Below are 14895 nucleotides of genomic sequence, written 5' to 3' on the forward strand. Positions count from 1 at the left end.
TCGCACCCGCGACCGGTAATCTGCTGAGGTGAACACAGCACGCCCGAATCGTCATGTCATGCGCTCGATGTCCGGCTACATCGCCACCGCGATCGCCGCCGCCCTCGGTCTCTTCCTGCTCGGCGACGCCGTGCTGCGTGCCGGATGGGCGCAGACGATGCTCTGGGCACCGTGGGTGTTGCTGGTGGTCTGGGCGGTGTACGTCGGAATGGCCGCATCCACCATCGCCACGGACGACGACGCGGTCGACGTGCAGAACCTGCTGCGCCGTCACCACATTCCGTGGGGGAGTGTCACCGACATCGATCTGCGTTACCAGCTCGTGCTTCAGCTGCGTGACGACAAGCCGGTGACCTGCATGGGCGGCCCCGCCCTCGCGCGTCGCGGCCAGCAGGTGACGAAGCTCGGTCAGAGCCGCGCGGACGCTGCCGAGGCCACGCTGCAGGGTCTCCGCGGCCGCTGGAGCGCATCGCGCCACCGCGCCGAGGCGCAGGGCGCCGTGACGCACACGTGGGACTGGTTCCTGGTCGGAAGCTTCGTGGTCCTCGTCGTGTGGGCACTCGTCGCGCTCATGGCTGGCTGAGCGTTCCGCAACACAATCACACGGGCCCGGGAGCAGATGCTCCCGGGCCCGTGCTGTATCAGCGCAGTGTGATCACCGTGGGGTGATTACTTCTGCCATCCGATGTCCTGCACCTTGCCGACGTAGAACTGGCCGGCGCCGTAGTTGGCGAGGCCCTTCTTCATGGCGACCATGGTGGGACCGTTGTACAGCGGCATGATGCCGGCGGTCTCCTTGAAGATCTCGGCCTCGAGCTTGTTACCGGCCTTGATCTGCTCGTCGGGGTCTGCGATCGCGCCGACCTCCTTGACCTTCTCGTCGATCTCCGGGGTGCCGGTGCCCGACAGGTTCAGCTGGCTGTCCGAGCAGTAGACCTGGCAGAAGTCGCCGAAGCCGTACGGGTTGGAGGAGCTGAAGCCCATGAGGAACATGCCGAACTCACGGTTGGTGTAGACGTCCGAGAAGTCCGAGGAGGGGCGGTTGTTGATCGCCGCGTCCACGCCGATCTCCTTGAGCATCGAGTTGATGGCCTTGGCCTGCGATGCGGAGATCTCGTTGTCGCCGAGGGTGGTGAAGACGAACGACAGCTTCTTGCCGTCCTTCTCGCGGATGCCGTCCGAACCGGCCTTCCAGCCGGCGTCGTCCAGGATCTTGGCCGCGGCTTCCTTGTCGTAGTCCAGACCCGACTCAGCGAAGTTGTCGCTGTAGCCCGGCTGGAAGGAGTACTGCGCGAACGAGCCGGGGAGCGGCTCGGTGTAGTCCATGCCCTGGAAGCGGATCTTGGCGATGACCGAACGGTCGATGCCCTTCATGATCGCCGTACGGACCTCGAGGTCACCGAGCACCGGGTCAGCGGAGTTCAGCATCATCAGCGAGTTGGACGGGGTGCCCGCCTCGCGGATCTCGATGCCGTCCATGTCCTTGACCTGCGCGAGGCGGTCCTTGTTGCCCACACCGGCAGCGTCCAGCTCGCCGTTCTTGAAGGCGTTGATCTCGGCGCTGTCCTCAAGTGCGCGGTAGGTGCGCGAGTCGAGCAGACCCTTGTCGCCCCACCAGGCGTCGTTGCGCTTGAAGGAGATGGTGCCGTTGTTCTTGTCGTACTTGTCGACCGTGTACGGACCGGCGCCCCACTCGGGGTGCGGGTTCTCGATGTACGCCGTGTTGAACGTCTCGGCGTCCTTGGCGGCCTCGGGGTTGATGATGTTCTCGAAGAGAGCGTTCACCCAGGCGTAGATGCCGTTGTAGGTGACGACGGCCTGACGCTCGTCGGCGCCCATCGTGACCGAGGTGATCTTGCTGTAGCCGTCGGTGTTGCTGGAGACGAAGTTCTCGTCGGAGCCGTTGTTGGCCTTCCAGGTGGCCTCGAAGGACTTCCAGTCGATCGGCGTGCCGTCGTTGTACTGGGCCTTCGGGTTGATCGTGTACGTAACGACCGTGTTTCCGTCCTTCACCTCGGACTTGACGTCCGTGAGGAAGTCGGTGTTGAAGTGGTAGGTGCCGTCGGCGTCGTACAGGGCCAGCTGCGGGTTGTACCAGCGCCAGAAGTCGAGCGTGTACTTCGTTCCATCGCCGTGGAAGGTGTTGAACTGCGCCGAGATCTCGACGGTTCCCGTGGTCAGGGAGCCGCCCTCCTTGATGTTGTCGCGCGGCTGCAGGTTGAGACCCTCGAGCGCGGAGCTGGTGCTTCCGTCGCTGGGCTTCTCAGATGCGTTGCCGCCACCATCGTTGGAGCTGCCGCAACCGGACAGCATCAGTGCTCCGGCAACGATTGCAGCGGCTGCGACGACGTAGCGCCGCTTGGTTGCAATGGACATGTGTGAACCTCCTTGGCCACGGGTTCGCGGCCGGGACTGTGTGTTTTTCACGAGAGATACCTCGTTCTCTTCACCCGGAAACGGGGGTCAGGCGACCTCCGCTGTGGTGGATGAGGAGCTGAAGTGACAAGCATCGCTGTGATCGGGTCCGTGCAGCAAGAGCGCGGGGGGCACGGTTTCACAACGGTTTCTATCGGATTCGCTTGTCAGGCTTTGGTAGAGCGGGCACCGGGTGACGAACGGGCAGCCGGCGGGGCGATCGGCCGGGCTCGGCAGGTCGCCGGTGAGCACGATGCGATCGCGACTGCGCTCGACAACGGGGTCGGGAACGGGGATGGCGGACAGCAGCGCCTGCGTGTAGGGGTGGCGCGGGTTCTCGAACAGCGCGTCCACGTCGCCGAACTCGACGAAGCGTCCGAGGTACATCACACCCACGCGGTCGGCGATGTGACGGACGACAGAGAGGTCGTGAGCCACGAACAGGTACGACAGGTTCAGCTTGGCCTTGAGCTCCTCCAGCAGGTTGATTACACCCGCCTGAATGGAGACGTCGAGCGCGGAGACCGGCTCGTCCAGGACGACGAGGCGCGGATTCGTGGCCAGCGCACGCGCAATGCCGATGCGCTGGCGCTGACCGCCCGAGAAGGCGGACGCGAACCGCTCGATGTGGGCCTGGTTCAGCCCGACCAGGTCCATCAGCTCGGTGACGCGCTCCTGGACGTCGCCCTCATAGCCCATGGAGCGCAGCGGCTCGGCGAGGATGTCGCCCACCGTCATGCGCGGGTCCAGCGCGCCCATCGGGTCCTGGAAGACGATCTGGGCGTTGCGGCGCAGCTGACGCTCGGCGTGGCCGCCACGCACGGTGGAGACATCCGTGCCGGCGAGCACGACGGTGCCCGACTGCGGCTTCATGTCCATGATCTCCAGCAGCGTGGTGGACTTGCCGGATCCGGACTCGCCGACGATCGCCAGGGTCTCACCCTCGCGGATGTCGAAGCTGACGCCGTCGACGGCGTGGACGGTTCCGACGCGGCGCTTGACGAGGGCACCCTTCGTCATCGGGAACTCGCGGCTGAGGTCGGTCACCTCGAGCACGACCTCGCGCTCCTCCCGGGGGACACGCTGCAGCGGCGCTTCCGGGATCTCAGGGACCGGGTACACGTCGCCCTGGGCGGTGCGGTCGAGGCGGATGCAGGCCGCGCGGTGATCGGGGTCACCGTCCACGGCGACGAGCGGGGGCTCCGTCGTGCGGCACGCCTCGGTGGCGATGGGGCACCGGGCGGCGAACGGGCACGCGTCGGGGAGGTTGATGAGGATCGGCGGGTTGCCCGGGATCGGGACGAGCGGCGCCTTGGCTCGCTGGTCCACGCGCGGGATGGCCGCCAGCAGGCCGATCGAGTACGGCATGCGGGTGTTCTGGAACAGCTCGTCGACGGGTGCCTGCTCCACCGGCTTGCCGGCGTACATCACCAGCACGTCGTCCGCGCTGTGAGCGACAACACCCATGTCGTGGGTGATCAGCAGAACACCGGCCCCGGTCTCCTCCTGGGCACGATCGAGGACGTCGAGGATCTGTGCCTGAATGGTGACGTCCAGGGCCGTGGTGGGCTCATCGGCGATGATCACACGCGGGTTGTTGGCCATGGCGATGGCAATGACCACACGCTGACGCATGCCGCCGGAGAACTCATGGGGGAATGCGCGCATCCGCTCCTGCGGGCGCGGGATGCCGACGATGCGAAGCAGCTCCACCGCCCGGTCGAACGCCGCCTTGGCGGAGATCTTCTTGTCATGCGCCTGCAGCGCCTCGATCAGCTGGTCGCCGATGGTGAACACCGGGGTCAGCGACGAGAGCGGATCCTGGAAGATCATCGAGATGTCCTTGCCGCGCACGCGCGACATCTGGGCATCGCTGAGACCGAGCAGCTCACGACCCTCGTACTGGATGGAGCCGGTGATGTTGGCCGACTTGCCGTGCAGGCCCATCACCGCCAGCGAGGTGACGGACTTGCCCGAGCCCGACTCGCCGACGATCGCGAGGGTCTTGCCCGGGTGCAGGTCGAAGGAGACGCCGCGAACGGCGTTGACGACGCCCGCTTCGGAGGGGAAGCTGACGGCCAGGTCGCGGACGGAGAGCAGCGGAGCGCTCACGCGGTTCCTCCAGAGTTCGAGTTGGGATCCAGCGCGTCACGCAGACCGTCGGAGATGAAGGCCATCGACACGGTCAGCAGCGTCAGGATGGCGGCGGGGAAATAGAACAGCCACGGCGCGCTGGTGACCTGGTTCGAGCCGGAGCCGATCAGCGATCCGAGCGAAACGTCCGGGGACTTCACGCCGAAGCCGATGAAGGAGAGGCCCGTCTCCGCCATGACGGCGCCGACGAGTCCGAGCGTGAACTGGATGATCAGCAGCGAGCCGATGTTGGGCACGATGTGGCGGAGCACGATCTTGAAGCCCGACACTCCCATGTACCGTGCCGCGGTGACGTAGTCCTGCTCGCGGACCGACAGGGCGATCGCCCACACGGTGCGCGCAGTGAAGAACCAGCTGATCGCCGTCATGACGATCGCGATGACCAGCCAGTTGCCGCCGGCCTTGTTGGAGATCATCGCGAGGATGAGGAAGGTCGGCACGATCATCAGGAAGTGGATGACGAACAGCACGAGGCGCTCGTATGCGCCGCGGAAGTACGCGGCAGACGCACCCAGCACCGCCGCGATGACGGTGCTACCGATGGAGACGATGAGGGCGATCATCATCGACTGCTTGAGACCATGCGCGGTCGCGGCGAACATGTCGTTGCCCGCGCTGTTGGTTCCCCACCAGTGACCGTTCTCGCCGGGGGGAGTGGAGAGACTGAGGAAGTCGGTGTCGAGGAAGTTGAACGGCGCGATCAGCTCACCCAGGGTCGCGAAAAGCACGAGCAGAGCGAAGATGATGAGCCCTGCGACGGCGGTCTTGTTGCGCCAGAACCGGCGCACATACAGACGGAGCGTGCCACGCGATTTCCCGCGCGGGGCGGTGACGACCGCCGCCGTCATCGCATCGGCGCCGCTGACGTCGCGCACGGCCTCGTCGTAGGTGACCTCGGCGTTCACGCGGGCTTCCGTGGGCTGGTCGGGAATGCTCATCAGCTCACCCTCACTCTCGGGTCGAGCGCTACGACGGCGATGTCGGCGAGCAGCGCTCCAATGGCGGTCATGACAGCGCTGAAGGCCGCGATGGCGACGACGCCGTGGATATCGTTCTTGGCGATGGTGGTGATGAAGTACCGCCCCATGCCCTCCCACTGGAACACGCTCTCGGTGAGGATCGCGCCGGTGAACATTCCGGGGATCGAGAACGCGATGGAGGTGACCACCGGGATCAGAGAGGTGCGCAATGCGTGCTTGCGCACGGCCTGCGAGCGGGTGAGGCCCTTCGCGCGGGCGGTGCGCACGTAGTCGGCGCCGATGTTGTCCAGCAGCAGGGAGCGCTGGAGGAAGTAGGTTCCGGCGTAACCGGTGACGACCAGCACGATGGTCGGCAGGGTGAGGTGCTGGAGCGTGTCGACGATGACGGGCCAGAACCCCTGGACGCCGTCGCTGCGGGCGCCGGTGACGTAGAAGACACGGGTGCCGACCGCGTTGTTGAACGCGATGGCCATGATCACGATGCCGAGGCCGGCGACGATGACCGGCAGGTTCATCGTGATGGTGGAGATGAACTGCACCACGCGGTCAGTGGCGCTGTACTGCTTCGACGCCGTCCAGACCGCCAGGGCGATGCCGATGACGGTCATGAGGATGGTGGCACCGAGCAGCAGCTCCGCGGAGTTCCAGATACGGAAGGCCACCTGCTCGTTGACGCTCTCGCCGACCGGGCTCTTCCCCCAGTCCCAGCGGGTCACGACGGAGGAGAGCCAGCCCCACCAGCGCTCCAGCAGCGGGACCTTGTCGTTCAGTCCATACTGCGAGAGAGCGGCATCCGCGATGGCCTCCGGTACGGGAGGGTTTCGCCCCGTGTAGTTGGACCGCGGGTTCAGGAACAGTGACGCCAGGAAATAGGTGAGGTTGGTGGCGACGAAGATCATCGCGAGCCATCCCAGCGTCCGGCGGACGAGATACCTCAGCACGAAGGCCTACCTCCAGATTTGCATCGGTACATCGAACCCGTCCTCCACATTTGACAGTTCCACATGAGGTTCATGTGAACTTCTGCACGATACCCCTCGGTTACCGATGTGTCGAAATATCGGCACGGGGTGTTCGCCTATTCCTGTGCTCAGTACATCACGGCGGTAACGTGCGGCGGTCGGTGCACAGGACCCCTCGGGTGCGCTCCGACCGCACCTCATTCGATCACAGACCTCCGTCGTGCGGCAGGGGGTGCACAGCTTTCGTTCACCTGACGTGCTGTAGAATTCCGGGGCCGATTCTCTTCGGTGTTCCCAGATCTACAAGGATTTCCCTTCATGGCGCACGCCCTCCGCTCTGACCTCCGTAATGTCGCGATCGTCGCTCACGTCGATCACGGCAAGACGACCCTCGTCGACGCCATGCTGCGCCAGACCGGCTCCTTCGGCGAGCACGCTCACGTCGAGGAGCGCGCGATGGACTCGAACGACCTCGAGCGCGAGAAGGGCATCACCATCCTCGCGAAGAACACCGCGATCACGTACAACGGCAAGCACACCGACGCCCCGGTGACGATCAACGTGATCGACACCCCGGGTCACGCCGACTTCGGCGGCGAGGTCGAGCGCGGTCTGTCCATGGTGGACGGCGTCGTGCTGCTCGTCGACTCCTCCGAGGGCCCGCTGCCGCAGACGCGCTTCGTGCTGCGCAAGGCGCTCGAGGCGAAGCTGCCCGTGATCCTCGCGGTCAACAAGACCGACCGCCCCGACGCTCGCATCGAGGCCGTCGAGGCCGAGGCGCAGGATCTGCTGCTGGGGCTCGCGTCCGACCTGGTCGACGACGTGCCCGACCTGGACGTGGATGCGCTGCTCGACGTTCCGGTGGTGTACGCGTCCGGCCGTGCCGGTGCGGCGTCGCGCAACCGTCCGGCCGATGGCGAACTGCCTGACAACGACGACCTCGAGCCGCTGTTCGAGGCGATCCTCCAGCACATCCCGGCCCCCGCGTACGACGACGAGGCGCCGCTGCAGGCCTGGGTCACCAACCTCGACTCCAGCCCGTTCCTCGGCCGCCTCGCTCTGCTGCGCGTGTTCAACGGAACCCTGAAGAAGGGTCAGACCGTGGCGTGGGTTCGTGCCGACGGAACCACGAGCAACGCTCGCATCACGGAACTGCTCAAGACCCGCGCGCTCGAGCGCTACCCCGCCGAGGAGGCCGGCCCCGGTGACATCGTCGCCATCGCCGGCTTCGAGGACATCACCATCGGCGAGACCATCGCCGACCCCGAGGACGTCCGCCCGCTGCCGATGATCCATGTCGACGACCCGGCCATCTCCATGACCATCGGCACCAACACCTCGCCGCTCGTGGGCAAGGTGAAGGGCCACAAGCTCACCGCCCGCATGGTGAAGGACCGCCTCGACCGCGAGCTGATCGGTAACGTCTCACTTCGCGTCGAGGACATCGGCCGCCCGGATGCCTGGGAGGTGCAGGGCCGCGGTGAGCTGGCGCTGGCCATCCTCGTCGAGAACATGCGCCGCGAGGGCTTCGAGCTCACGGTGGGCAAGCCGCAGGTGGTCACCAAGAAGATCGACGGCAAGGTGCACGAGCCCTTCGAGCACCTCACCGTGGACGCCCCCGAGGAGTACCTCGGCGCCATCACCCAGCTCCTCGCTGCCCGCAAGGGCCGCATGGAGGGCATGACGAACCACGGCACCGGCTGGGTGCGCATGGAGTTCGTTGTTCCGTCGCGCGGTCTGATCGGCTTCCGCACGGAGTTCATGACCACCACGCGCGGCACCGGCATCGCCAACGCCATCTCGCACGGCTACGAGCCTTGGGCCGGCCAGATCGTCACCCGTCAGAACGGCTCCATCGTGGCCGACCGCTCCGGCGTGGTCACCCCGTTCGCCATCATCGCCCTGCAGGAGCGCATGAGCTTCTTCGTGCAGCCGCAGGACGAGGTGTACGAGGGCATGGTCATCGGCGAGAACTCGCGCAGCGACGACATGGACGTGAACATCACCAAGGAGAAGAAGCTCACCAACATGCGCTCCTCCACGGCCGACACGTTCGAGTCCATGACCCCGCCGCGCGTGCTGTCGCTCGAGGAGAGCCTGGAGTTCGCCCGCGAGGATGAGTGCGTCGAGGTCACGCCCGAGAAGGTGCGTATCCGCAAGGTGAACCTGGACGCGACTGAGCGCGCTCGTGCTGCGGCGCGTCTCAAGAAGCAGGACGCGAACGCCTGAGCCTGATCACACGAAGCCCCGCGGTGCGCGCCACCGCGGGGCTTCGTGGTGTCCGGCGCAGTCGGTCAGCGCAGCTCGCTGATGAGCACGGCCATGGTGCCGGGCTCTCGTGCCGTGAAGACGTGGGGCGCGTCGCCGGCGTAGGTGAGGTAGTCCCCGGGGTTCATCGTCACGGGCGCGTCGCGAGGGCCGACATCGGCCCGTCCCGAGATCAGCACGACGTGCTCGGTGGTGCCGCTGAGGTGAGGGCGGGAGTCGCGGGTGCCGCCCGGCTCTGCCTGCAAGAGATAGATGTCGCGGCGCGAGTTCGGGGGAGCGGTCGACAGCAGCGTCGCGCTATAGGTGGCCGCGGCTGCCGGAACACCGCTCAGATCGGCGACCCGCAGCAGCGTCGGCCCGGCGGCGGGCTCGGCCACCAGCTCGGCGAACGGCACGCCGAGGGCGTCACCGAGTGCCCACAGCGTCTCAACGTTCGGCGTGGTCGCCGCGTTCTCCAACTGCGAGACGGTGGCCTTGGAGACACCGGCCCGCCGCGCCAGCTCGGCCGCGGAGAAGCCGCATCGTTCGCGTTCGCGGCGCAGCGCCTGTGCGATTCGGGCCCGGAGCTCATCCATGCGTTCAGTATGACAAACGTCCTTTCGTTTGACTGAACGACGCGGGTCGTTCAGAATTGCAATCGACCGTTCGGTTTGCTGAACGACGAGAGTGAGGCGCGTATGGATCAGGCGGAACGGTCGGCGGTGCGCCAGGGGATGGCCGTGGCGCTCGCGGTGAGCCTGGACGGGATCACCTTCGGTGCGCTGGCCGTGGCGGCGGGCCTGGACGTCTGGCAGGCATGCGTGCTGAGTCTGGTGATGTTCACCGGCGGCTCGCAGTTCGCATTCGTCGGCATCATCGCCTCCGGCGGGGTCGCTGCCGCCCCCGCGGGAGTTGTCGCCGCGCTTCTGCTCGGCCTGCGCAACACCGTCTACGCCATGCGGCTCTCCTCGATCGTCGGCAGGGGCGTGCTGCGCCGCCTCGGCGCCGCCCAGCTCACCATCGATGAGAGCATCGCGGTGGCTGTCACCCAGGAGGAGCCCCGCGCGCAGCGCGTGGGCTTCTGGGCCACGGGCATCGCGATCTTCGTCGGGTGGAACGCGGCGACCCTCGCCGGTGCGCTCGTGGGCAACCTGATCGGCGACGTCCGCGTCTACGGGCTCGACGCTGCCGCAGCCTGCGCGTTCCTGGCGCTGCTCTGGCCGCGATTGCGCTCCCGGCAGGCCATCGCGGTTGGAGTGGGGGCCGCCGTCGTTGCGACCGTGGCGACGCCGTACGTGATGCCCGGGATGCAGGTGCTGCTCGCGGCGGTGGTCGCGGTCGTCGTCGGCGTGTTCAATCTGTTCGGCGGCGGAGACACGAAGGCGGTGGCTCGATGACCCTGTGGCAGGCGATCCTCGTGGCGTCGATCCTGTGCGTGCTCGCCAAGATCCTCGGGTACGCGATTCCACCGCACTGGCTCGAGAAGCCCACCCCGGCGCGCACCATGGACCTCACAACCGTGGCGCTGCTCGCCGCGCTCGTGGCCTATCTCGCCCTGCACGGGCCCGGGCAGTCCCTGCACATCGATGCGCGGCTGGCCGCCGTCGGCGTCGCCGCCGTCCTGCTGGCCCTGCGCGCGCCGTTCGTGCTCGTCGTCATCGCCGGGGCCGTGACGGCTGCGCTGCTGCGGTTGTGGGGCTGGGCGAGCTGATACGGCAGCCGTTCAGGCCCGGACGGTACCATCGGCCCGTGTCCCTCTCACGCATCGCCACCTTCGTGATGAGCTTCATCATCGGAGCCGTCTTCGGCACGGCCGGAACGATCGGGTTCTCCGCCGGTGCCGACCTGTTCCACCTCGGCCTGATCCTCGCGTTCGCCGGGTGCCTGGCCATTCTCGTCTCGTTGCGCATTCTGGCGGAGGATCGATGGGCCGCCATCGCGGGAGGGGCCGGGATGTACCTGGCGGTCTTCATGTTCTCCATGCGTGGCCCCGGGGGCTCCGTGGTGGTTCCCGACACGGGGCTGTCACAGGTGTGGCTGATCGGTGTGGGGGTCATCATCCTGATCGTGGCGGCGTGGCCGGACCTGCGTCGGATCCGTCCTGCGTCCGCACCGTCGAAAGCGCAGACGCCCTCTCGTTGACGTCTCCGCTCCCGCCACGGCCGTGCGTGCACGACCGCCCGGGGAGGAGAGACGTAGACTGAAGAGGTGACGTATGTGATCGCTCTTCCCTGCGTCGATGTCAAGGATCGCGCCTGCATCGACGAATGCCCTGTCGACTGCATCTACGAGGGCGAACGTTCGCTCTACATCCACCCCGACGAGTGCGTGGACTGCGGCGCCTGCGAGCCGGTGTGCCCGGTGGAGGCGATCTACTACGAGGACGATCTTCCGGACGAATGGTCCGAGTACTACAAGGCCAATGTGGAGTTCTTCGACGGAATCGGATCGCCCGGAGGCGCCGCCAAGGTGGGCGTGATTCCGAAGGACCACCCGATCATCTCCGCGCTGCCGCCGCAGGCCGAGGCGTGAGCGTTCGCGACCTCGCGGATTACCCGTGGGATGCGGTCGCTCCTATTCGCGAGCGCGCGGCGCAGCATCCCGGCGGGCTCGTCGACCTCTCGATCGGCTCTCCGGTCGATGAGACACCGCGGATCATCCGGGAAGCGCTCGCAGCGGCGACCGAGGCCCACTCCTACCCGCAGACCGTCGGAACCCCCGCCCTTCGCGACGCGATCGCCGCGTGGTTCGCGCGGCGTCGTGGTGTGGCATCCCTGACGGCCGACCAGGTGCTGCCCACGGTGGGCTCCAAGGAGCTCGTCGCGCTCCTCCCGACCTTGCTCGGTCTCGGAGCTGGCGACATCGTGGTCCATCCGCGGGCCGCGTATCCGACGTATGAGGTCGGTGCCGTCGTCGCCGGTGCCACCGCGGTGGCGGAGGACGACCCGGCGGCGTGGCCGGCGGGAACGAAGCTCATCTGGCTGAACTCCCCGGGAAATCCCGACGGCCGTGTCCTCGGAGTCGCCGATCTCCGTGCCGCCGTGCGCCGGGCGCGCGAGCTCGGTGCGGTGATCGCCGGAGACGAGTGCTATGCCGAGCTCGGCTGGGACGCGCCCTGGGACAGTGAGCCGATCCCGTCCATCCTGGACCCTCGTGTCACCGACGGAGATGACACCGACGTTCTCGCGGTGTACTCGCTGAGCAAGCAGTCCAATCTGGCGGGTTACCGCGCGGCGTTCCTCGCCGGGGATCGCGAGCTGATCGCGCGCCTCACGACGGCGCGCAAGCACCTCGGGCTCATGCTCCCGGCGCCCGTTCAGCAGGCGATGACCGTCGCGCTCGCCGATGACGTACACGTCGCGCAGCAGAAGGAGCGATACCGGTCGCGCCGTGAGCTGCTCAAGCCTGCGCTCGAGTCCGCCGGCTTCCGCGTGGACCGCAGCGAGGCCGGACTGTACCTCTGGGCGACCGAGGGGCGCGACGCCTGGCAGAGCATGGACCGGCTGGCGGATCTCGGTGTCCTGGCAGGTCCCGGGGTCTTCTACGGACCGTTCTTCCCGCAGCACGTCCGCCTGTCCCTGACGGCTTCCGACGAGCGGATCGCCGCCGCTGCCGAGCGCCTCCGCGCGTCTTCGTAGGGAACCTCTAGCGAGGTGCCGCATCCTTTGGCGGGTGCATCAGTAGGTCCCGCGGGCGACTAGGCTGTAAGGACCGGGCGTGCTCACGCGCGCCGCCGACACGGATCTCTCACGACAGTTCCGTGTCAGACCCCCGACGACCAGAAATCGCAAGGAGGCGCCGTGAACAACGCGGGAGCACAGCCTGAGAAGGCGACGCTGACGATCGGTGACACCACGGCTGAACTGCCCACGGTGGCAGCGGTCGACGGAGCATCGAGCATCGACTTCGCCACCCTCACGAAGCAGACGGGCTACACCGCCCTCGACTACGGCTTCGTCAACACTGCGGCCACCAAGTCCGCGATCACCTACATCGATGGCGACCAGGGAATCCTGCGCTATCGCGGATACCCGATCGAGGACCTCGCCGAGCACAGCTCGTTCCTGGAGGTCGCGTGGCTGCTGCTGTACGGCGAGCTTCCCACCGCCGACGAACTGGGCGCCTTCGACGAGAAGATCCGTCGCCACACCCTCATCCATGAGGACCTCAAGCACTTCTTCAACGCCCTCCCGCACACCGCGCACCCGATGGCCTCGCTGTCGTCGGCGATCACCGCGCTGTCGACCTACTACGAGGGCCAGTACGACCCGCACAACCCCGAGCACGTCGAGCTGAACACCATTCGCATGCTGGCCAAGCTGCCCGTGCTGGCCGCTTACTCGCACAAGAAGAGCATCGGCCAGGCGTTCCTCTACCCCGACAACTCCCTGAGCTTCGTCGATAACTTCCTCCGCCTCAACTTCGGCGTGATGAGCGAGCCGTACGAGGTGAACCCCGTGATGAGCCGCGCGCTGGAGCGTCTGCTCATCCTGCACGAAGACCACGAGCAGAACGCGTCCACCTCCACGGTGCGCCTGGTCGGCTCCACGGGCGCCAACCAGTACGCATCGGTCTCCGCGGGCATCCACGCCCTCTCGGGTCCGCTGCACGGCGGCGCCAACGAGGCGGTGCTCAAGATGCTCGGCGAGATCCGCGACTCCGGTGAGACGGTCAAGCGGTTCGTGGAGCGCGTGAAGAACAAGGAGGACGGTGTCAAGCTGATGGGCTTCGGACACCGCGTCTACAAGAACTACGACCCGCGCGCCAAGCTGGTCAAGCAGTCCGCGGACGAGGTGCTGTCCGAGCTGGGCGTGAGTGACCCGCTGCTGGATCTCGCCAAGGAGCTCGAGGAGATCGCGCTCAACGACGAGTACTTCCAGGCACGTCGCCTGTACCCCAACGTCGACTTCTACACCGGTGTGATCTACAAGGCCATGGGCTTTCCCACGCGGATGTTCACGGTGCTCTTCGCGATCGGCCGCCTGCCGGGATGGCTCGCGCACTGGCGCGAGATGAACCTGGACCCGCAGACGAAGATCGGCCGCCCGCAGCAGCTGTACACGGGTGCTCCCGAACGTCGCTACCCGGGAGCCTGAACCACGGAGCCTGACGACAGAGGGGCTGGACCGAGATGGTCCAGCCCCTCTGTCGTCGCACGATCAGGCGTGCAGGGCCTCGTTGAGCGTCACGCCGACGCCCGCGCGGGTCACGGCCTCGATCGCACCGGTCAGGGAGTTGCGGCGGTAGAGCAGGCCGTCGCGGCCGGAGAGATCGGATCCCTTGACCGTGGTGGAGGTGCCGCCCTCGGTGAGGACGATCTTCGAACCCGCCGTGACGTAGAGTCCCGCCTCCACGATGCAGTCGTCGCCGAGCGAGATGCCGATACCCGCGTTGGCGCCCAGCAGCGTGCGCGAGCCGATCGACACACGGTGGGATCCGCCCCCGGACAGCGTGCCCATGATGGACGCACCGCCGCCGATGTCCGAGCCGTCTCCCACCACGACGCCCTGGGAGATGCGTCCCTCGACCATGGATGCGCCCAGCGTGCCGGCGTTGAAGTTGACGAATCCCTCGTGCATCACCGTGGTGCCGGGGGAGAGGTGCGCGCCCAGCCGCACGCGGGAAGCATCTGCGATGCGCACACCGGCGGGCAGGACGTAGTCGGTCAGGCGCGGGAACTTGTCGAGGCCCTGCACCTGGATGCCGGCGCGCTGCAAGGAGGGCCGCAGGCGCGAGACGTCGTCCGGGTGCATCGGCCCGGCTGAGGTCCATGCGACGTTGGGAAGGTGGGCGAAGATGCCATCGAGATTCAGCTCGTTGGGACGCACGATGAGGTGGCTGAGAGCGTGCAGGCGCAGATAGGCATCCGAGGTGGAGACGACCGGCGCGTCCAGATCGGCCTCCACGCGCACCACCTCGATGCGCACCCCGCGAAGCTCGTCCTCCTCGGCATGCACCTCCAGCGTGGTGGTGTCGGTGCTCTCCGGCAGGCGGCCGGTGCGGATCTCGGGGAACCAGGTGTCCAGCACGGTGCCGTCCTCGCGGATCGTCGCGAGCCCGTCAGCGTTCACCCATCGTGCATCAGTCATGTCTCCACGCTAGCGGGCCCGGCGGAGCGGCCGGTGCCCCATGTCGCT

General features: G+C 67.0%; 14 protein-coding genes. 8 read left to right on the top strand and 6 right to left on the bottom strand.

What is annotated here, in order from left to right:
• The first annotated feature begins 28 nt into the window (after positions 1-28).
• Positions 29-583, top strand: a complete 555-nt coding sequence (locus LQ566_RS00830; RefSeq protein WP_231089649.1) for a PH domain-containing protein — start codon at positions 29-31, stop codon at positions 581-583.
• An 86-nt stretch (positions 584-669) separates the two neighbouring features.
• On the opposite strand, the gene LQ566_RS00835 is transcribed toward LQ566_RS00830, so the two are convergent.
• The 4 genes from LQ566_RS00835 to LQ566_RS00850 all read right to left on the bottom strand — a co-directional run bounded on the left by LQ566_RS00835 (position 670) and on the right by LQ566_RS00850 (position 6490).
• Positions 670-2376 (bottom strand): ABC transporter family substrate-binding protein, encoded by a 1707-nt coding sequence (locus tag LQ566_RS00835; protein ID WP_231089650.1) that lies wholly within the window; start codon positions 2374-2376, stop codon positions 670-672.
• 87 nt (positions 2377-2463) lie between these two features.
• A complete protein-coding gene (locus LQ566_RS00840; protein WP_231089651.1) occupies positions 2464-4527 on the bottom strand; it encodes an ABC transporter ATP-binding protein in 2064 nt (687 codons plus the stop codon).
• Complete coding sequence (locus LQ566_RS00845; RefSeq protein WP_231089652.1) at positions 4524-5507, bottom strand: ABC transporter permease; 984 nt, start codon at positions 5505-5507, stop codon at positions 4524-4526. The genes LQ566_RS00840 and LQ566_RS00845 overlap by 4 nt, the downstream gene beginning before the upstream one ends.
• Complete coding sequence (locus LQ566_RS00850) at positions 5507-6490, bottom strand: ABC transporter permease (protein ID WP_231089653.1); 984 nt, start codon at positions 6488-6490, stop codon at positions 5507-5509. Before LQ566_RS00850 ends, LQ566_RS00845 begins: the two co-directional genes overlap by 1 nt.
• A 339-nt stretch (positions 6491-6829) precedes the next feature.
• Here LQ566_RS00850 and typA point away from each other — a divergent pair, with 339 nt between their 5' ends.
• Positions 6830-8740 carry a translational GTPase TypA gene (typA, locus tag LQ566_RS00855; protein WP_231089654.1) on the top strand — a complete coding sequence of 637 codons (1911 nt, stop codon included), beginning with the start codon at positions 6830-6832 and terminating at the stop codon, positions 8738-8740.
• A 65-nt stretch (positions 8741-8805) separates the two neighbouring features.
• Here the strand turns inward: typA and LQ566_RS00860 are convergent, their stop codons facing one another.
• Positions 8806-9354, bottom strand: a complete 549-nt coding sequence (locus LQ566_RS00860) for a helix-turn-helix domain-containing protein (protein ID WP_231089655.1) — start codon at positions 9352-9354, stop codon at positions 8806-8808.
• 102 nt (positions 9355-9456) lie between these two features.
• Between LQ566_RS00860 and LQ566_RS00865 the strand changes: the two genes are divergently transcribed.
• The 6 genes from LQ566_RS00865 (at position 9457) to LQ566_RS00890 (ending at position 13854) form a co-directional block, all read left to right on the top strand.
• Positions 9457-10155 (top strand): AzlC family ABC transporter permease, encoded by a 699-nt coding sequence (locus LQ566_RS00865; RefSeq protein ID WP_231089656.1) that lies wholly within the window; start codon positions 9457-9459, stop codon positions 10153-10155.
• A complete protein-coding gene (locus LQ566_RS00870; RefSeq protein WP_231089657.1) occupies positions 10152-10469 on the top strand; it encodes an AzlD domain-containing protein in 318 nt (105 codons plus the stop codon). Before LQ566_RS00865 ends, LQ566_RS00870 begins: the two co-directional genes overlap by 4 nt.
• Positions 10470-10507: 38 nt before the next feature.
• Positions 10508-10900, top strand: coding sequence for a DUF6113 family protein (locus LQ566_RS00875; RefSeq protein ID WP_231089658.1), 393 nt, complete (start codon positions 10508-10510; stop codon positions 10898-10900).
• A 66-nt stretch (positions 10901-10966) separates the two neighbouring features.
• On the top strand, positions 10967-11290 hold the full coding sequence (gene fdxA, locus LQ566_RS00880; protein WP_231089659.1) for a ferredoxin: 324 nt from the start codon (positions 10967-10969) through the stop codon (positions 11288-11290).
• On the top strand, positions 11287-12396 hold the full coding sequence (gene dapC, locus LQ566_RS00885) for a succinyldiaminopimelate transaminase (protein ID WP_231089660.1): 1110 nt from the start codon (positions 11287-11289) through the stop codon (positions 12394-12396). The genes fdxA and dapC overlap by 4 nt, the downstream gene beginning before the upstream one ends.
• Positions 12397-12558: 162 nt before the next feature.
• Positions 12559-13854 carry a citrate synthase gene (locus LQ566_RS00890; protein WP_231089661.1) on the top strand — a complete coding sequence of 432 codons (1296 nt, stop codon included), beginning with the start codon at positions 12559-12561 and terminating at the stop codon, positions 13852-13854.
• 63 nt (positions 13855-13917) lie between these two features.
• Here the strand turns inward: LQ566_RS00890 and dapD are convergent, their stop codons facing one another.
• The gene (gene dapD / locus LQ566_RS00895; RefSeq protein ID WP_231089662.1) at positions 13918-14847 is read right to left on the bottom strand and encodes a 2,3,4,5-tetrahydropyridine-2,6-dicarboxylate N-succinyltransferase; all 930 of its coding nucleotides are present in this window, start codon (positions 14845-14847) and stop codon (positions 13918-13920) included.
• Positions 14848-14895 lie beyond the last annotated feature (48 nt).

The sequence above is a fragment of the Microbacterium nymphoidis genome (genome assembly GCF_021044885.1).
Taxonomy (GTDB): Bacteria; Actinomycetota; Actinomycetes; order Actinomycetales; family Microbacteriaceae; genus Microbacterium; species Microbacterium nymphoidis.